The sequence below is a fragment of the Actinokineospora iranica genome (genome assembly GCF_900101685.1).
GTDB lineage: Bacteria > Actinomycetota > Actinomycetes > Mycobacteriales > Pseudonocardiaceae > Actinokineospora > Actinokineospora iranica.
On record NZ_FMZZ01000006.1, the window covers coordinates 261112 to 278732 of the forward strand.

Genomic DNA, 17621 nt, shown 5'->3' on the forward strand with positions numbered 1-17621 from the left:
CTGCGGGCCGTCGATCGCGGCGGTCTGGCGCGAGTAAGCGCCGGCACATTGTGCTCACCGTGAAGCCGTGCGCGGCGCTGGGCGGTTGTGTGTAAGAGGCCCTGGACTGGATCGCCGCGTTTGACGGGGAGGACTGGACAAGCCGAGCGCGGCACCCGCGCCGACAACCAGGACGCCCGCTATCGCCGTCCAGGTAAGCGATTGCGCTCCCATCGCCACGGAGACGACCAGTCCGGCAACCGGCATGACGCCGATCAGGACCCCGGCCCGGTCCGGGCCGAGAACGTTGACAGCGTGGTACCAGAGCACGAAGGCGACCACGGTTAGCACTGCCACCACCAACAGAGCGCTTACCTCCGCGCCGGTAGGCGTCCGCCAAGCTTCCCGTCCGTCCACAAAGGTCGCGAGGGCGATGCCCGCGCCCGCCGCGATCACGTGACACCACAGGGCAACCGGCAAGGCGCCACGCCTGCGGACCACATTTACCGCGAGCAAGGTAAACGCCGCTTCGCAGAGCATCGTCAGCACTGCCAGCACTAGACCGGGGCCTGACCATGTGCCGCCGCCGGACAGCACTGCCACCCCCGCGACCACCACCACCGCGCCAACGAGAGTGCGAAGAGCGGGCCTCTTACGCGCGAGCATCGGCCCGACGGCGGCAAGCACCAGCGGGCTGCCGCCCAGCACGGCGGCGACCAACCCGGGCTCGGCGTGGTGCTGCGCGGCGATCATGGCGGCGTTGAACCCGAGCATCCCCACCGCCGCGATGGCCAGCAGCGCCGGCATGTCCGCGACGCGGGGCAACCCGATCCTGGCCCGCCGAGCCCACGCCCACCCCGCCAGCAGCACCGCCCCCAGCCCGTAGCGCAGAGACTGCCCGGAGAGCAGCGGATAGTCCACCAGCAGCCCCGAAACCGGCACGGAACCGCCGATCATCGCGGCGGTCAGCACGCCCGCGCCGACAGCGAGCCGAGAGGAGAAGGTCACGGCGCGAGCCTGCCGACTCAGTGGACCAGAGGTAAGTTCCACTTCTCGGCTCACGAAGTGGTCCACTTCTTTCCGGCGCGGCGGAAGTAGGGTCTGCGTCCATGACCGCCGACTGGTCCGCGTTCCGTGAACTCCTGGTCCCCGACCTGGCCCAGGCTCCCCGGGGCAGGCGGGGGAAAGCGCTGGAATCCGCGTTGCGCGCGGCGATCCGGGAAGGCAGGCTGCCCACCGGGACGCGGCTGCCGTCGAGCCGGGACCTGGCCGGGCAGCTCGGCATGGCGCGCGGCACGGTCACGGCGAGCTACGCGCAGCTGACCGCCGAAGGGTATTTGCGCACACGGCAAGGGTCGGGCACGACGGTGGCCGCCGCGCCCGTCGGGTCGGCGGCGCCCGCGCGGGCGCCCGTCGAGGTTCGGCGGTGGCGGTATGACCTGCGGCCGGGAGTGCCCGCGTTGAGCGCTTTCCCGCGCGCCGAGTGGCAGGCGGCGAGTCGCGCGGGCTTGGCCGCGCTCTCCGACGACGAGTTGGGTTACCCCGACCCGGCAGGGCTGCCCGCGTTGCGGTTAGAGCTGGCCGCTTACCTGGGGCGGGTCAGGGCTGTCGACGCGGCGGATGTCCTGATCACTCACGGCGTCGCGGAAAGCCAGTCGCTGATCGCGGCGGTGTTGCGGAAAGCGGGGCACCGGACGATCGCGGTCGAGGACCCGACGCATCCGGGGGCGGTGGAGATGCTGGCGGCGCACGGGTTGCGGCCGATCCCGGTCCCGGTGGACGACGCGGGTCTGCGGGTGGACCGGTTGCCGCGCGGCGGATGCCGTGCCGTGCTGGTCACCTCTGCCCACCAGTTCCCGCTCGGCGTGGTGCTCAGCCCGCAGCGCCGCCGCGCACTGGTCGCCTGGGCCCAGGAGCGCGACGGGTACGTGTTGGAGGACGACTACGACGCCGAGCACCGCTACGACCGGCCCGCCGTCGGCACGACACAGGTGCTCGACCGGGACCGTGTCGTTTACCTGGGCAGCGTTAGCAAGGTCTTGGCACCCGCGATCCGGTTGGGGTGGATGGTCGTACCGGCCGCTCTCCGCGATCAGGCGGTCGACCGCAAACGACTGTCGGACTTGGGCTGCTCGCCCTTACCGCAAGCCGCCTTGGCCCACCTGCTGCGCACCGGCGGCTATGACCGGCATCTGCGCCGCAGCAGGCTGCTCTACCGCCGCAGGCGCGACGCCCTGGTGGCCGCTGTCGCCGCCGAACTGCCCGGCTGGCAGGCGCACGGCGTCGCAGCAGGCCTTCACTTGGTCCTGCGCCTGCCGGACGGCTCAGACGACACCGTTGTGCAGAACGCGCTCGCCGAGCGGGGTGTGAACGCGCCCGCGCTGTCCGGCTACTCGCTTACCGAGCCGCCGTTCCCTGGCCTGGTCGTCGGTTACGCGTCCCTGTCCCCCGACCGTCTCCGCGCGGCGGTAAGTGAGATCGCCGCTGTCTTCAGCGGTCGGCCAAGCCGCTAAGCAGGTCGCCGGTAGCGTCGCGGGCGTCGTGGAGCGCGGCGCGGGCCGAGCCGAGCGCGGCGGCCAGCGCGTCGGGATCACCGCCGGGAAACCGGCCGACGCCCGCGGTGACCCGGGTCAGGGTCTTCGTGATGAACTCCATGGTGTCCAGGTGCAGGTCGCGCAGCGCCTGGTATTCCAGCGGTTTCGCGAGCCGGGCCTCGACTTTCCGCAGCCGGTCCGCCGCGGCCGGGTCGTCGTCAGCGAGCGGGGCCAGCCGCTCTCGCTCGCCGCCCAGCGCGGCCACGTCGACGGCGTCGACCTTCCGCTCGATCACGGCGAGCCGTCGTCCGATCCTCTCCGCCAACCGGACAACGCTCTCGGCCAGCGCCGCCGGTTTCGCGTACTGAGGGTCGCGCTTCGACTCCGCCCGCAAGACCGTGACGGCGGACCGGCAGCGGACAAGCAGGTCGTCCAGGTGGGCAAGCTCGGGCGAGCGCACGGCGGGCTCTTCGGTCCCGCCTATCAATCTGATCGCGACTGTGACACCACAGAACAGCACCCCGACGCCGACCCCTGCGCTTACCGCCGCAGCGGTTGGGAGCACGTCTTCAGTCAGCGACCACGCCAGGCCGCCCACCGCGGCCGAGAGCAATAAGAGCCAGGCGTCAGACAGTTCTGCCCGTAGGCGGGAAGTCATGCGGCCAGTCTGCCGTCACCTTCGGGTCAGAAGTTCGACAGCACGGACTCGACCACCTGCGTGATGGCAGTCGGGTCGGTCGAGTCGTAGACCGCGCCCGTGGACGCGGTGGCGACGCGTTCCAGGACGGACTTGTCCGAGCTCGCGCTGTAGGCGACGGCGAAGACCGGGATCGTGGGGCGGCCCGACGCGGGCGCGACGTCGGTTAAGAGCTGCTCCAGCGCATAAGAGGACTCCCGGTATTCGTTCGCCCCGTCGCTGAGCACGACCACGGCGTTGATCCGCGACGGGTCGTACCCGGCCCGCAGCGACTCCACCGCGTCTCGGACGGTGACATACAGCCCCGTGCTGCCGTCCGGGGCCATCGCGTCGACCGCGGCGGTCAGCGCGGGCCGCCGCTGCCCCACCGGCCCGACCGGCACCAGCGGCCGCCACGGCGTGCTCTCCCCCGGCCGCGCGCCGCTGAACTCCCACAGCCCGACCTGGTCGTCGTCGGCCAGCAGCGCGGGGTCGCTGATCCGCTTGGCGGCGGACTTCGCCAGCGACATCCGGGTGTTCTCGGCGCTGACCGGCTCGCGCATACTGCCCGACACGTCCACGACGAACAGCACGTTGGCCCGTTTGCGCACCTTCTCCCAGAGATCGCGCACGGCCTGCATCGCCGGTTCCTCCGGGGTCGGCACCGGCCGGTAGCCCTCGCGGTCCTGGGCGGCGCGGAACCCGGCGTCGATGAACCGCTGCTGCTGGGCGGGCTCGGTGACGTAATCCAGGAACACTCGGGCGGCCTCTTGTTTGGCGGGGTCAGCCCAAGGCAGCACCAGGTAAGGGTTGTCGTGCAGCGTTGTGCCCTCTTCGGGTAAGACCGGCACCAGTTTCGTCGTAGGCGGCGTGCGGGGATCGCCGGACCCGACGAGGTGCCCCTGGTTGTAGCGGCGGACGACGAACTCCTCCAGCACGACGGCGTTGATGTAGCCCGAGGCGTCGCCCCGCCGGTCCGCCTCGTAGAGGTTGTTCACGAACGCCGACGACGTCTCGCCGTAGTGCACCGCCGCCGTCTCCATGGCGGCGACGTCGTCTTGGACGCGCGAATCCAGCAGGGTCTCCGCGGTGAGCGGCGCGCCGTTGAGCACCGCGGACACCAGGGAGATGGTGGCGTTCAACCCCGTGGTGGACTCTCTCGGGTTGGTCTTACCGAGGGTGAACCGCCCCCAGTCCGGTTTCCCGCGCGCGGCCCAGCCCCGCGGATCGCGGACCAGCGCGAGCAGGTCCTTCCACCCGAGACCACCGTTCGCGACGCCGAGAGCATCGGCCACCGGCTCCGGCATGGCGATCACCAGCGGCGTCGAGGTGACCGACGGGACGTCCTGCGGCACCTGGATCGCGTTGGCGACGCCGTTCGCGCGGTCGTAGCGCAACCGCTGCAACCACACACTGGACGACGGGGCGAACACGTCCGGCCGGGGCCCATCCACCGCCTCGTCCCACCGCTGGTCGGCGCCGCGCCGGAGCAGCCGCACCACGTCGCTGGTCTGCCGGACCTGGACCCGGGGACGGACACAGCGGCCGTCACCGATGCCGCGCCCGGAGGTCGCCGCGTCCTCGGCCAGCGCCGCGAGGATCGGGGCCTTCTCGTCGGAGCTGTACACCAGGAACTCGACGCAGTCGCTGGATGTGGCCACGTGCCCGCCGACGTCGGCGTCGGTCGGCGCGCACTGCCGGATCAGCACGATCACGAGCAACGCGACCACGGCGGCGGCGGTCAAGGACAGAGCCCGGCGGCGCGAAGGGGTCATCACGTCCACTTCCGTGTGGGGATGAGGCGACATAAGAGGCATCGGGATAGCGGGGCTTCTGATGACGCGATTGAGCGGAATCGGTCGTCACATAGCCATAAGTTGGCCGGAAATCCGCTTGTTGTTCACGAAGTCTTGGCCTCGGTGAACACGTGGTCGACCACCTCGGCTCTCCGGCGATTGTCGGTGGTCAGGGGGACGATGGGGCGGTGCTGAAGTTCGCGGAGGTCGTGGCGGTGTCGGCCGAGGTCGGGGGGACCCGGTCTCGGCTGGCGAAGGTGGACGCCCTGGCGACGCTGCTGCGGCGGGCCGAGGGGGCGGCGGAGACCGAGGCCGTGGTCGCGTTCCTCGCGGGCGCGCCGCGGCAGGGGCGGATCGGGGCGGGGTGGCGGACGATCGTCGCGCTGGCGCCGGAGCCCGCAGCGGCGGCGACGTTGACGGTGGGCGATGTCGACCGCGCGCTGGCGGATGTGGCGGGGGCGGCGGGCAAGGGGTCGGCGGGGCGGCGGGCATCGGTCCTTGGCGCGTTGTTCGCCGCCGCGACCGCCGACGAGCAGCGGTTTCTGCGGGCGCTGCTGACCGGTGAGCTGCGGCAGGGGGCGCTGGAAGGGGTGATGCTCGACGCGGTGGCCAGGGCGAGCGGGGTGCCCGGGGAGGGCGTGCGGCGGGCCTTCATGCTGTCCGGGCGGCTGCCCGCGACGGCCGCGGCGGCGCTGAGCGGCGGGGCGGACGCGCTGGCGGTGTTCCGGCTGGAGCTGGGCAGACCGGTCCGGCCGATGCTGGCCGCGCCCGGGGCGTCGCTGGCGGAGGCGGTGGCGGCGCTTCGGCCCTGCGTGGTCGAGTACAAGATGGACGGCGCGCGCATCCAGGTCCACAAACGCGGCGACGACGTGCGGGTGTTCACCAGGACGTTGCGCGAAATCACCGGCAGCGTCCCGGAGCTGGTCGAGGTGGTGCGCGGATTACCGTGCCGGTCGGCGGTGCTCGACGGCGAGACGCTGGCGCTGACCGACGAGGGCAGGCCGCGGCCCTTTCAGGAGACGATGAGCCGCTTCGGCAGCACTGTCGAGGAACAGGTCAAAGCGCTGCTGCTACGTCCGTACTTCTTCGACTGCCTCCACTTGGACGGCGACGACCTGATCGACGAGCCGCTGCGCGCCCGCGCCGCCGCGCTGCGCCGCGCTGTCGGCGACCACGTGATCCCCGGCCTGGTAGACCCAACCGTCGCCGAGGCCGAGAACCTGACCGCCGCCGCGCTGGCCGCGGGCCACGAAGGTGTGATGGTCAAGGACCTGGACTCGCCGTATCAGGCGGGCAGGCGGGGAAAGGCCTGGCAGAAGGTCAAACCCGTGCACACCCTCGACCTGGTGGTCCTCGGCGCCGAATGGGGCCACGGCAGGCGCACGGGCGTCCTGTCGAACCTGCACCTGGGCGCCCGCGACCCCGACGGCGGCCCACCGGTCATGGTCGGCAAGACCTTCAAGGGCCTCACCGACACCCTGCTCCGCTGGCAGACCGAGGAATTCCCCAAACACGAGTCGCACCGCGACACCTGGACCGTCTACTTGCGACCCGAGATCGTGGTCGAGATCGCCTTGGACGGCGCCCAGGTCAGCACCCGCTACCCCGGTGGCGTGGCCCTCCGCTTCGCCCGCGTCCTCCGCTACCGCCCCGACAAATCCCCCGCCGACGCCGACACCATCGACACCGTCCGCGCACTGCTGTCCAGCCGCTGAGCCGCCCGCGACACCTTCGGCTCACCTCACCGGCAACGCCCGTCCCCGCCGCAACGCCTCCACCGGTCACCTACGGCGCCCGCGAGGTTTACGCCCGCCCTAGATCCGACCTCGCCACCAGAACACTCCGCCGCCACACCGCACGATCACCATGCTCGGCCCCACCCAAACCGGCCGAATTCACTGACTCGCCAACGAAAACGCCGCCCGACAAACCCCACCCACCCTGGGGGCCGAGCCCTGTTCCAGTCTATCGGCGCAGGTCAGGGCGGGGAAGAGGGGCGGGGAAGCTGTGGATAACTCGCCTCCCGAAACACGATCGGGGTAGGGAATCTGTGGACAACTCGGCGCCTGCCACCCGATTGGGGCAGTGGTGAACGGCCACAACGCCCAGGGCGGTAGGGGGTTTCGGGGGGTCGCCCGGATAGGGGGAAAGCCGTACGGTGAACCGGTGCGCTTCTACCACGGGCAGCCGGACCACGATCTCACCTACGACGACGTCTTCCTGATGCCGGGGCGGTCGGCCCTGGAGAGCCGGTTCGACGTCGATTTGTCCACATCGGACGGAACGGGCGCCACGATTCCGGTGGTGGTGGCCAATATGACCGCCGTCGCGGGGCGGCGGATGGCTGAGACCGTGGCCCGCCGGGGTGGGCTGGTGGTGTTGCCGCAGGATGTGGACCCCGAGGTCGTCGGGGGCATCGTGGGCTGGGTGAAGTCCCGGCACACCGTCTGGGACACGCCGCTGGTGCTCACCGGGGGCGACGCGGTGGCCGACGCGATGAACCTGTTGCCCAAGCGGGCGCACGGCGCGGTCGTGGTGGTCGACGCGGACGGGCGGCCGACCGGGGTGGTGAACGAGGCGGCGTGTCTGGGGGTGGACAGGTTCACCCGGTTGAGTGAGGTGGCCGACCCGGAGATCGTCACGCTCCCGGTGGACACCCCGCCACGGGCCGTGTTCGACGCGGTGCACGGGCGGTCGGCCAAGATCGCGCTGGCTGTCGACGGCGATGGGCGGCTCGTCGGGGTGTTGACCGAGGTCGGGGCGCTGCGGGCGGGGATCTACACGCCCGCGCTCGACGCGGACGGCCGGTTGCGGGTGGCCGCGGCGGTGGGAGTGAACGGGGACGTCGCGGCGAAGGCGGCGGCGCTGCTGAAGTCCGGGGTGGACACGCTGGTCGTGGACACCGCGCACGGGCACCAGGAGAAGATGCTCGCCGCCCTGCGCGCGGTGCGGTCGGTGGACCCGCTGGTGCCGGTGGTGGCGGGCAACGTGGTGACCCCGGAAGGGGTACGCGACCTGGTCGACGCGGGCGCGGACGTGGTGAAGGTCGGCGTCGGACCGGGCGCGATGTGCACGACCCGGATGATGACCGGGGTCGGCAGGCCGCAGTTCTCCGCCGTGGCCGAGTGCGCCGAGCAGGCCCGTGAGCTGGGCAAGCACGTGTGGGCGGACGGCGGTGTGCGGCATCCGCGGGACGTGGCGCTGGCGTTGGCGGCAGGCGCGGCGAGCGTGATGGTCGGGTCGTGGTTCGCGGGCACCTACGAGTCCCCCGGCGACCTGCAGCGCGACGAGCAGGGCAGGCCGTACAAGGAGTCGTTCGGCATGGCGTCCAAACGGGCCGTCACCGCGCGCACCCGCGCCGACAGCGGGTTCGACCGGGCCCGCAAGGCGCTGTTCGAGGAGGGCATCTCGACGTCGCGGATGCGGCTCGACCCGCTCGCGCCGGGGGTGGAGGACCTGTTGGACGCGATCTGCTCCGGCGTGCGGTCGGCGTGCACCTACGCGGGCGCGCGGGACCTGGCCGCGTTCCACGAGCGGGCCGTCGTCGGCGTGCAGTCGGCCGCCGGGTTCGCCGAAGGGCGGCCGCTGCCCAGCGGTTGGTGAGTTTCGGGTGAAATCCGTTGACGCTCCCCATATGGTTGCATGGTGAGAGCAGTTGAGGTAGCGGACCTTGTCAAGCTGTATAAGAAGAACCCCAAACCCGCGGTCGGCGGCCTGAGCTTCACCGTCGAGCCCGGTGAGGTGTTCGGCCTGCTCGGGCCCAACGGCGCGGGCAAGACGACCACCATCGGGGTGCTGACGACGCGGGTGCTGCCGACGTCGGGAACCGCCCTGGTGCACGGCGTCGACGTGGTGAAGGACGCGACGAGAGCCCGGCAGACGCTCGCCGTGGTGCCGCAGCGCAACAACCTCGACCGGTCGCTGAACATCCGGCAGAACCTGCTGTTCCACGCCGCCTACCACGGGGTCGGCCGCGCGGAGCGCAACGCGCTCGCCGACGAGATCCTCGACCGGATGGGCCTGGCGGACCGGGCCAAGGACCGCATCGACCTCGTCTCCGGCGGCCAGGCGCAGCGGGTCATGATCGCCCGTGCGCTGATGCACCGGCCGAAGGTCATGTTCCTCGACGAGCCGTCCACCGGCCTCGACCCGCAGGCCCGCCTGTTCGTCCACGACCGCGTCAAGGACCTGCGCGACGAGGGCGTCACCGTCGTGCTGACCACCCACGACATGGACGAGGCCGCGAAGCTGTGCGACCGCGTCGGCATCGTCGACCACGGCAAGCTGCTCGCCCTCGACACTCCCGCCGCGCTGACCAAGGGCCTGCCCGGCAGCACCACGGTCGGCGTCTCGGTGAACCTGGGCGGGACCGACGCCGCCGTGGTCGAGCGGGCGCTGACCGGGATCGGGGGCGTGGAGCGCGTCGAGCGGATCGTCTCGGGCGGGCCATCCGGGCCGTCCCCGGGAATGCCGCCCGGAACACCCCCGGGGCCGCCCGCCGCGGCCACGCCGGGCGGCCAGTTCCGGCTCTACACCGGGCTGGAGCCAGCCGTGATCCTGCCCGCCGTGCTGCGCGTGCTCGGCGACACGGCCTGCGAGGTCACCGACCTGTCGATCGGCACGCCCAGCCTGGAAGACGTCTTCATCCACCTCACCGGCCGGGAGCTGCGATGACCACCGCCGTGCGCACGTTCAACTCGGTCCTGTGGCGCGACGTGTTCGTCACCGGTCGGGAGCTGCCGTCGTTCCTGGCGCAGGTGCTCGTGCAGCCGTTCTTCACCCTGTTCATCTTCGGCAAGGTCCTGACCAGCCTCGGCTATGTCGGCGCGGACTACGCGGCGATCCTGCTGCCCGGCATCGTCGCCCTCAACGGCTTCCTCGGCGCGCTGCAGAACACGACCATGCCGCTGATCCTGGACTTCTCCTGGACCCGCGAAATCGAGGACCGCCTGCTCGCGCCGATGCCGATCTCCTGGGTCGCGGTGGAGAAGATGCTCTTCGGCGCCATCCGCGGCATCGTCGCCGCCGTGGTGATGATCCCCATCGGCTTCCTGATCCTCGACGACGTGCACTGGCCCGCGTCGACGTGGCTGCCGGTGGCGCTGATCATCGTCCTCGGCTCACTGGTCGGCGCTGCTATCGGGATGACCATCGGCACGACGGTGCCGCCGCGGCGGATCAACATCATGTTCGCGGTGATCCTGATGCCGATCATGTTCACCGGCTCCACGCAGTTCCCCTGGGTGGGGTTGGAGCATCTGCGGTGGTTCCAGGTCGTGTGCGCGCTGAACCCGCTGACGTACTTCAGCGAGGCGATGCGGGCCGAGGTGGCGCCGCAGGTGCCGCACATCCCGATCTGGGTGAACCTGCTGGTCCTGGCCGCCGCGGGGCTCGTGTTCGGCGCGATCGGGATCAAGGGCTTCCTCCGCCGCGCCCTGGACTGAGCCCGGGGACCGGGCTGGTGGCTGGGCCACCAGCCCGGTCCGGCCGGGTCAGGGGGTGTGGTCCTCCAGCATCTCGGTCACCAGCGCCGCGATCGGGGAGCGCTCCGACCGGGTGAGGGTGACGTGGGCGAACAGGGGGTGCCCCTTGAGCTTCTCGATCACCGCGGCCACGCCGTCGTAGCGGCCGACCCGGAGGTTGTCGCGTTGGGCGACGTCGTGGGTCAGGACCACCCGGGAGCCCGAGCCGAGCCGGGACAGGACCGTCAGCAGGACGTTGCGCTCCAGGGACTGGGCCTCGTCCACGATCACGAAGCTGTCGTGCAGCGAGCGGCCGCGGATGTGGGTCAGCGGCAGGACCTCCAGCATCCCGCGGTCCAGAACCTCATCGATCACGGGCTTGCTGACCAGTGCGCCCAGGGTGTCGAACACCGCCTGGGCCCAGGGCTGCATCTTCTCGCTCTCGGAGCCCGGCAGGTAGCCCAGGTCTTGGCCGCCGACCGCGTACATCGGCCGGAAGACGACCACGCGGCGGTGCAGGCCGCGTTCCATGACCGCCTCCAGGCCCGCGCACAGGGCCAGGGCGGACTTGCCGGTGCCCGCCCGGCCGCCCAGGGAGACGATGCCGACCTCGGGGTCGAGCAGCAGGTCCAGGGCGATGCGCTGCTCAGCCGAGCGGCCGTGCAGGCCGAAGGCCTCTCGGTCGCCGCGGACGAGCCTGACCTGCTTGTCGGCGGTGACCCGGCCCAGGGCGCTGCTGGACCCGGCGAGCAGGCGCAGGCCGGTGTTGCAGGGCAGGTCCAGTGGGCCGTCGAGCCCGAAGTCGGCCAGGTCGATGGTGCTGTCGTCGGCGCTGAACAGGGCGTCGACTGCGGTCTGGGGGACGTCGATGTCGGTGATGCCGGTCCAGCCGGACGGGGCGACCTCGCCCGCTCGGTACTCGTCGGCGTCCAGGCCGACGGCCCCAGCCTTGACCCGCAGCGGGATGTCCTTGGTGACCAGGGTGACCGCGAGGTCCTCGGCGGCGAGGTTCAGCGCGCAGGCGAGGATGCGGGCGTCGTTGCCGTCGGTGCGGAACCCGGCCGGGAGGACCGACGGGTCGGAGTGGTTGAGCTCGATGTGCAGGGTGCCGCCGTGGTCGCCGACGGGGATCGGCTTGTCGAGCCTGCCGTGGGCGAGCCGGAGGTCGTCGAGCAGCCGCAGCGTCTCCCGGGCGAACCAGCCCAGCTCGGGGTGGTGTCGCTTGCCCTCCAGCTCGCTGACCACAACCAGCGGGATCACCACCGAGTGCTCGGCGAACCTGGTCAGCGCCCAGGGGTCCGACAGCAGGACGGAGGTGTCGAGGACGTAGGTGCGCCTGGCTGGGTCGGCCTCCTGAGATGCGGTGCTGGTCGAGCCTGAGGAAAGGCCGGCAGTGCGCCTGGACGAACGCGAAGCGGTCACGGCAACTCCCTTGCGGACGCGGCACCGCATCCGCTCCTCGGTGGGCCGGGCACCAGGCCCTGGTTGGTCGCGTCAGGCGGGCGCCGGGGCTACCGGCGTCCACCTCGCGTCCCACGAGGGCCGGGTGCCGGCCCCCTCGCGATCGTCATGCTCACGACCAGGGCCTCCCGGGCCGGACCGCCTTGGACACGGCCCGACACTTCGCAAGCTACCTGCGTGGTCTGACAAACGGCAGGCAGCCACATAGGTGATTTTCGGATTCGTCATCACCTCGTCATGTCGCCGCCACGTGTGACCCGACCGTCCACATACCACGCCGCGTGACCAGCGGCATCAGCCGTTCGTGTCCGAACGGTGACTTGGGGCCTGCACCTAGGAGCCGAAGCGGCGGTGCCGGATGCCGTACGCCCGCAGGGCGCGCAGGAAGTCGGTGCGCCGGAAGTCCGGCCAGTACGCCTCGCAGAAGTGGAACTCCGAGTGCGCCGACTGCCAGAGCAGGAACCCGGACAGCCGCTGCTCGCCGGAGGTGCGGATGACCAGGTCCGGGTCGGGCTGCCCGGAGGTGTAGAGGTGCTCGGCGATGTGGTCGACGTCGAGGACCTCGGCCAGCTCCTCGATGGTGGTGCCCGCCTCGGCGTGCTGCTGCAGAAGCTTGCGCACGGCGTCGGCGATCTCGCGCCTGCCGCCGTAGCCGACCGCGATGTTCACCTGCATCCCGGTGCGGCCCGCCGCCCGGCCCGCGGCAGCCGAGAGCCGGGACGCGGTGTCGGTGGGCAGGATGTCGAGGGCGCCGATGATCCGCAGCCGCCACGGCGCCGCAGGCTCGGCGAGCTCGTCCACGACGTCGCCGATGATCTCCAGCAGGGGGGCCAACTCAGTCGCGTCGCGGTTGAGGTTGTCGGTGGAGAGCAGCCAGAGGGTCACGACCTCGACCCCGACCGCGTCGCACCAGCCGAGCAGGTCGGCGATGCGCCGGGCGCCCACCCGGTGCCCGTCGTTGACGTCGGTGAACCCGGCTTCCCGCGCCCAGCGGCGGTTGCCGTCGAGCATCACACCCACGTGCCGTGGGGTCCGGCCGCCCGCCTGTTGGAGCAGTCGCTTCTCGTAGAGGCCATAAACGACGTCGGCTACGCGCCTGCGAAGACTCACGGCCAACGAGGGTACGCCGCCACCCCCCGGACAGGCGCACACTGGGGACGTGCACCGAACCGGTATCGATCCGATATGGCAGGACCTCGACGTCATCGAACGCCTGGTCCGCGAATCCCGCACGGTCGCCGTCGTCGGCCTCAGCGCCAACCCGGCCCGCCCCAGCCACGGCGTCGCGCGGTATCTGCGGGCGAGCGGGCTGACGGTGTTCCCGGTCAACCCGGGGCTGACCGAGTGGGAGGGGCTGCCCGCGTACGCCGCACTCGCCGACGTGCCCGAGCACATCGACATCGTCGACGTCTTCCGGCGACCCGAACACGCCCTGGCGGTCGCAGAGGAAGCCGTGGCGGTGGGCGCGGGGGCGCTGTGGCTGCAACTGGGCGTGATCGACGAACGCGCGGCCCGGGTCGCGGCCGACGCCGGGCTGGCCGTGGTGGTGGACCGCTGCCTGGCCGTGGAGCACCGCGAGGTCGTCGGCTGGAGTTGAAGCGGGGTCGTCGGCTGGAGTTAACATGCGACCCGGGTCACAGCCGTCCGGCTGTGACCTGCCCGTTGTCGTAGCCTCGGTGATGTGTCTGCCGCGACCATGACCGGGGCGTCCGCCGGTTCCACCAAGCCGCGAATGCGCGGCGTCATCCACTTCTGGTCGTTCTTCGTGTCCCTGATTACGGGGACGACGTTGTTCGCTTTGGCGCTGACGGTGTCGGCCACGGCCGCGCTCGCCACCGCGGTGTACGGGGTGACCGTGCTCGGACTGTTCGGCGTGAGCGCGCTCTATCACCGACGGTGGTGGGTCACCGAACGGGCGCGGACGTGGATGAAGCGGCTCGACCATTCGATGATCTTTTTGTTCATCGCCGGGACTTACACACCGTTTTCCCTGCTCGCGATGGATCAGCCGACCGGGTACATCGTGCTCGGAGTGGTGTGGGGCGGGGCGCTGGCCGGGGTGGCGTTGAAACTGCTGTGGCCCCATGCGCCGCGGTGGCTGGGGACGCCGATCTATATCGCCTTGGGCTGGGTGGCGGTGTTCGTGCTGCCTCAACTGCTGGCGAACGCCGGGGTGGCCGCGTTGGTGTTGCTGCTGGCAGGCGGGCTGTTCTATACGGTTGGCGCGGTGTTTTACGCTACCAAGTGGCCTAATCCTTGGCCTGGGGTTTTCGGGCATCATGAGTTTTTTCATGCCGCTACCGTGTTGGCTGCTGTCTGCCATTATGTGGCTATCTGGTTGTCAATGTATTCGTGATTCTTGGGGCCGCTCGGCGTTTCCCGGGTGGTTGGGTGTGTTGGTCGGCTCGATGGGGTGGAAGGCGGGTTAGCTCCGGGCAGCCTTGGCCGGGTTGATGAGCGGGCTGAGCCGGGTGCTGGCCTGTCAGGTGGGCGGGTGCTCTTGACGAGCAGGCCCCGACGCGGCGCTCCACCGCCCCAACCGTGTCCACAACGGCCCTGTTTCGGCCCTTTCGCCGCCCCACAGCCCCACACAACAAACCCCGCCCACCCTGGGGGCCGGGCCCTGCTCCAGTCTATCGGCGCAGGTCAGGGCGGGGAAGAGGGTGAGGTTTGCCTGTGGATAACTCGGTGTCAGGAGTACAGCGGGTGCTGAGTGAACACGGATGGGGGACCTGGGTGTGGGGCTCGGAAGGTGTAGTCGGGCGGGGGTCCGATGGTGGGGAGTGGGCTGAAGGGTCAGACCTCGGGGCCCTTGGCTCGGAGGTCGTCGACTTTGCTCATCGCCTCTCGGAGTTCGGTCAGCCATTCTTCGGCGTGGGCGCCGACTAGGCGGACGGTCCAGGCCAGTGCGTCTGAGCGGGAGCGGGCCACGCCCGCGTCGACCAGGGTGTCGAGGACGAGGCGTTCGGGTTGGCGGAGGCGGGTCATCACGGGGGCTGAGAGGGTGGTGAACAGCTCCTCCGTCTCTCCCTGGCGGGCGCCCCAGGCGACCTTGCGGCGGTAGCGGTGTTCGGCTTGGCGGGCGATTTCTATGCGTTCTTCGCGGGTGTCTTCACGGAAGCGGGCGATGCGGCCGGACTCGGCGGCGGCTCGGGCGGCGTCGTCGGGGTAGTCGGCGTCCAGGGCGGGGAGGGTGCCGACTACCAGGATCTCTTCGCGGTCAACCGTGACGGTGGGATCGCCGGTGAACCAGCCGTCGGGGAGGCGGCCGGAGAACCAGGCGGCCGCGTCGTCCGCTGAGGGGATGTCGGACTGTTGCCAGCCTCGGGTGTTCCAGTGCTTGCGCATGTCAGGCTCCTTGATTACATGATTACCGCACTACTCAAGTTACGCCTGTACGCCGGTAAGCGGGGGTGTTCGCGGGGAGCGGATCAGGTGAGGGCGGTGACCAGGTCGTCCACCGTCGTCACGGGGCGGTCGCAGACGTATCCACGGCACACGTAGGCCGCCGGTTGACCGTCGACCAGGGGGCGGTCTGCCAGCAGTGGGGTCTGGTCGGGCTCGCCCGCGACGATCACCGCCCCGCCGTGGGCGTGGTGGACGGCCGCGGCGACCAGCGCGGCCCGGTCCTCGGGGGAGCCGACGACGGCCACCTGGACCGGGCCCTGGGCCAGTGCCTCGGCGACGGTGAGCCAGTGCCCGGCGAATCGGGGGGCGCGGGCGGCCAGCAGGCCCGCGCGGGCGACGGCTTGCTCTGCCGCCGCTCGGTATGCGCCTGCGCGGTCGACGCCCGCCAGGGCCGAGCCGAGCAGGAGTGCGCCCGCCAAGGCCGAGGCGCCGGAGGGGCTGGCGTTGTCGCCGGGGTCGCTGGGGCGCCAGACCAGGGCGTCCGCGTCGTCCGCTGTGTCGTGGTAGGCGCCGGGGGCGGCGGGGTCGGCGAAGTGGGCCAGGGCGGTGTCGAGCAGGCCGCGGGCGGCGTCGAGCCAGCGGGGGTCGGCGGTGGCCTGGTGCAGGACCAGCAGGCCCTCGGCGAGGCAGCCGTAGTCCTCCAGCACCCCGGCCGCGCTTCCGGCCGCGCCGTGCCGGGAGGTGCGGCGGAGCCTGCCGTCGACCAGGTGCAGGCGGAGCAGCAGGTCGGCGGCGCGTTCGGCGGCGGCGACCCAGGTGGGCTCGGCCATGGCGACGCCCGCTTCGGCCAGGGCGGCGATGGCCAGGCCGTTCCACGCGGTGACGACCTTGTCGTCGCGGGCCGGTTGGGGGCGTTCGGCGCGGGCCGCGGTCAACGCCGACTTGATTCGCTGCCAGCGGGGCACGTCGTCGACCTCGCGTTGGAAGCGGAGGGTGGAGGCGCCGTGCTCGAAGGTGCCCTCTTCTGTGACGCCGAGCAGGTCGGCCGCCCAGGCGCCGTCGTCTGGGCCGAGGACGGCGGTGAGCTGCGCGGGGGTCCAGACGTAGGTGAGGCCTTCGACGCCTTCGGTGTCGGCGTCGAGGGACGCGGCGAAACCGCCTTCGGGGGTGGCCAGGTCGGTGAGCAGGAAGCGGGCGGTTTCCTCGGCCACCTCGCGATAGCGCCCGACACCGGTGCGGCGGGCAAGGTGGGCGTAGAAGCGCAGCAGCAAAGCGTTGTCGTACAGCATCTTCTCGAAGTGCGGCACGACCCAGGCGGCGTCCACGCTGTACCGGGCGAAGCCACCCGCGAGCTGGTCGTTGAGGCCGCCGTCGGCCATCGCCCGCGCCGATCCCGCCGCCATGGACAGCGCCTCGACCGAGCCGGTGCGCTCGTGGTGGCGCAGCAGGAACTCCAGCGCCATGGTGGGCGGGAACTTGGGCGCGCCACCGAAACCGCCGTTGGCCCGGTCGTACTGGCCCAGCAGCGAGGCCGCCGCGCCCGTGAGCGCCGCACTGTCCACAGGGGACTCCCGCAGCGGTGTCGCGGTCGCGCCCAGTTCGGCCACCACCCGTGCCCCGGCCTCCCGGACCTGGGCGTCGCCGGAGGACCACGCCTGGTGCACAGCGGTGAGCACCTGCCGGAACGAGGGCATCCCGGGGTGCGGGACGGGCGGGAAGTAGGTGCCGCAGTGGAACGGCTCGGCGGCCGGGGTCAGGAAGCAGGTCATCGGCCAGCCGCCGTGGCCGGTCATCGCCTGGGTGGCGGTCATGTAGACGGCGTCGACGTCGGGGCGTTCCTCGCGGTCGACCTTGATGTTGACGAACATCTCGTTCATCATCGCGGCCACCTCCGGGTCCTCGAACGACTCGTGCGCCATCACGTGGCACCAGTGGCAGGCCGCGTAGCCGATCGACAGCAGCACCGGCACGTCGCGGCGGGCTGCCTCGTCGAACGCCGCCTGGCCCCACTCCCACCAGTCGACCGGGTTGTCGGCGTGCTGGAGCAGGTAGGGCGACGTCGCGCTGGCGAGTCGGTTCATGCGCACAGTGTCGCACTCGCCAGCACCACACCGTGGATCGAGCACAGCAGTCCTGGGCCGGCTACGCTCTCCCGCTTGACTGGCGCAAGGGACAGGGCGGGGGCGTCTCGCTGGTCGGGTCGAACGTCCGGGGGCAGGACACGGCGGCAGCCGACCGAAGCTGCTGACCGGGCGCCCAGTAGGTCCAGACCACATCATGCGGGAAGGCGCCCAGAAGCGTCCGGGCGTCCGCCAGGCGGACCTCTGGGTCAAGATCGGTCTCCAGCGCGGGGCAGGCAGCGAGT

Annotated in this window: 14 protein-coding genes; 7 read left to right on the top strand and 7 right to left on the bottom strand. The window is 71.2% G+C overall.

Annotation, left to right across the window (positions count from 1 at the left end):
- Nucleotides 1–54 precede the first annotated feature (54 nt).
- On the bottom strand, nt 55–987 hold the full coding sequence (locus tag BLS56_RS14920) for a DMT family transporter (protein WP_228771646.1): 933 nt from the start codon (nt 985–987) through the stop codon (nt 55–57).
- A 101-nt stretch (nt 988–1088) separates the two neighbouring features.
- Between BLS56_RS14920 and pdxR the strand changes: the two genes are divergently transcribed.
- Nucleotides 1089–2492, top strand: coding sequence for a MocR-like pyridoxine biosynthesis transcription factor PdxR (pdxR, locus tag BLS56_RS14925; protein WP_091450684.1), 1404 nt, complete (start codon nt 1089–1091; stop codon nt 2490–2492).
- On the opposite strand, the gene BLS56_RS14930 is transcribed toward pdxR, so the two are convergent.
- Nucleotides 2470–3171 carry a hypothetical protein gene (locus BLS56_RS14930; RefSeq protein ID WP_139190703.1) on the bottom strand — a complete coding sequence of 234 codons (702 nt, stop codon included), beginning with the start codon at nt 3169–3171 and terminating at the stop codon, nt 2470–2472. The two genes, pdxR and BLS56_RS14930, sit on opposite strands and share 23 nt — an antisense overlap.
- A gap of 26 nt (nt 3172–3197) precedes the next feature.
- The gene (locus BLS56_RS14935; RefSeq protein WP_175482834.1) at nt 3198–4964 is read right to left on the bottom strand and encodes a substrate-binding domain-containing protein; all 1767 of its coding nucleotides are present in this window, start codon (nt 4962–4964) and stop codon (nt 3198–3200) included.
- 212 nt (nt 4965–5176) lie between these two features.
- On the opposite strand from BLS56_RS14935, the gene BLS56_RS14940 reads away from it, so the two are divergent.
- The 4 genes from BLS56_RS14940 to BLS56_RS14955 all read left to right on the top strand — a co-directional run bounded on the left by BLS56_RS14940 (nt 5177) and on the right by BLS56_RS14955 (nt 10429).
- Complete coding sequence (locus BLS56_RS14940) at nt 5177–6700, top strand: ATP-dependent DNA ligase (RefSeq protein WP_091450891.1); 1524 nt, start codon at nt 5177–5179, stop codon at nt 6698–6700.
- Between the two features lie 451 nt (nt 6701–7151).
- Nucleotides 7152–8588 carry a GuaB1 family IMP dehydrogenase-related protein gene (locus tag BLS56_RS14945; RefSeq protein WP_091450689.1) on the top strand — a complete coding sequence of 479 codons (1437 nt, stop codon included), beginning with the start codon at nt 7152–7154 and terminating at the stop codon, nt 8586–8588.
- A gap of 39 nt (nt 8589–8627) precedes the next feature.
- Complete coding sequence (locus BLS56_RS14950) at nt 8628–9659, top strand: ABC transporter ATP-binding protein (RefSeq protein WP_091450691.1); 1032 nt, start codon at nt 8628–8630, stop codon at nt 9657–9659.
- Complete coding sequence (locus BLS56_RS14955) at nt 9656–10429, top strand: ABC transporter permease (protein ID WP_091450693.1); 774 nt, start codon at nt 9656–9658, stop codon at nt 10427–10429. The genes BLS56_RS14950 and BLS56_RS14955 overlap by 4 nt, the downstream gene beginning before the upstream one ends.
- Before the next feature lie 48 nt (nt 10430–10477).
- Here BLS56_RS14955 and BLS56_RS14960 read toward each other — a convergent pair whose 3' ends face one another.
- Nucleotides 10478–11869, bottom strand: coding sequence for a PhoH family protein (locus tag BLS56_RS14960; protein WP_228771647.1), 1392 nt, complete (start codon nt 11867–11869; stop codon nt 10478–10480).
- A 372-nt stretch (nt 11870–12241) separates the two neighbouring features.
- Nucleotides 12242–13018, bottom strand: coding sequence for an isoprenyl transferase (locus BLS56_RS14965; protein ID WP_091450697.1), 777 nt, complete (start codon nt 13016–13018; stop codon nt 12242–12244).
- Between the two features lie 49 nt (nt 13019–13067).
- On the opposite strand from BLS56_RS14965, the gene BLS56_RS14970 reads away from it, so the two are divergent.
- Complete coding sequence (locus BLS56_RS14970; protein ID WP_091450699.1) at nt 13068–13505, top strand: CoA-binding protein; 438 nt, start codon at nt 13068–13070, stop codon at nt 13503–13505.
- Nucleotides 13506–13604: 99 nt separating this feature from the next.
- On the top strand, nt 13605–14264 hold the full coding sequence (gene trhA, locus BLS56_RS14975; protein WP_091450893.1) for a PAQR family membrane homeostasis protein TrhA: 660 nt from the start codon (nt 13605–13607) through the stop codon (nt 14262–14264).
- Nucleotides 14265–14704: 440 nt separating this feature from the next.
- Here the strand turns inward: trhA and BLS56_RS14980 are convergent, their stop codons facing one another.
- Nucleotides 14705–15256, bottom strand: coding sequence for a hypothetical protein (locus tag BLS56_RS14980; RefSeq protein WP_091450700.1), 552 nt, complete (start codon nt 15254–15256; stop codon nt 14705–14707).
- Nucleotides 15257–15339: 83 nt separating this feature from the next.
- The gene (locus tag BLS56_RS14985) at nt 15340–17337 is read right to left on the bottom strand and encodes a thioredoxin domain-containing protein (protein ID WP_091450702.1); all 1998 of its coding nucleotides are present in this window, start codon (nt 17335–17337) and stop codon (nt 15340–15342) included.
- Nucleotides 17338–17621 lie beyond the last annotated feature (284 nt).

Bases quoted from the DNA above. Each gene is read 5' to 3' on its own strand.
- pdxR (WP_091450684.1), top strand. From the start codon at position 1,089: ATGACCGCCGACTGGTCCGCGTTCCGTGAACTCCTGGTCCCCGACCTG.
- BLS56_RS14930 (WP_139190703.1), bottom strand. From the start codon at position 3,171: ATGACTTCCCGCCTACGGGCAGAACTGTCTGACGCCTGGCTCTTATTG.
- BLS56_RS14935 (WP_175482834.1), bottom strand. From the start codon at position 4,964: ATGACCCCTTCGCGCCGCCGGGCTCTGTCCTTGACCGCCGCCGCCGTG.
- BLS56_RS14950 (WP_091450691.1), top strand. From the start codon at position 8,628: ATGGTGAGAGCAGTTGAGGTAGCGGACCTTGTCAAGCTGTATAAGAAG.
- BLS56_RS14955 (WP_091450693.1), top strand. From the start codon at position 9,656: ATGACCACCGCCGTGCGCACGTTCAACTCGGTCCTGTGGCGCGACGTG.
- trhA (WP_091450893.1), top strand. From the start codon at position 13,605: ATGACCGGGGCGTCCGCCGGTTCCACCAAGCCGCGAATGCGCGGCGTC.
- BLS56_RS14980 (WP_091450700.1), bottom strand. From the start codon at position 15,256: ATGCGCAAGCACTGGAACACCCGAGGCTGGCAACAGTCCGACATCCCC.
- BLS56_RS14985 (WP_091450702.1), bottom strand. From the start codon at position 17,337: ATGAACCGACTCGCCAGCGCGACGTCGCCCTACCTGCTCCAGCACGCC.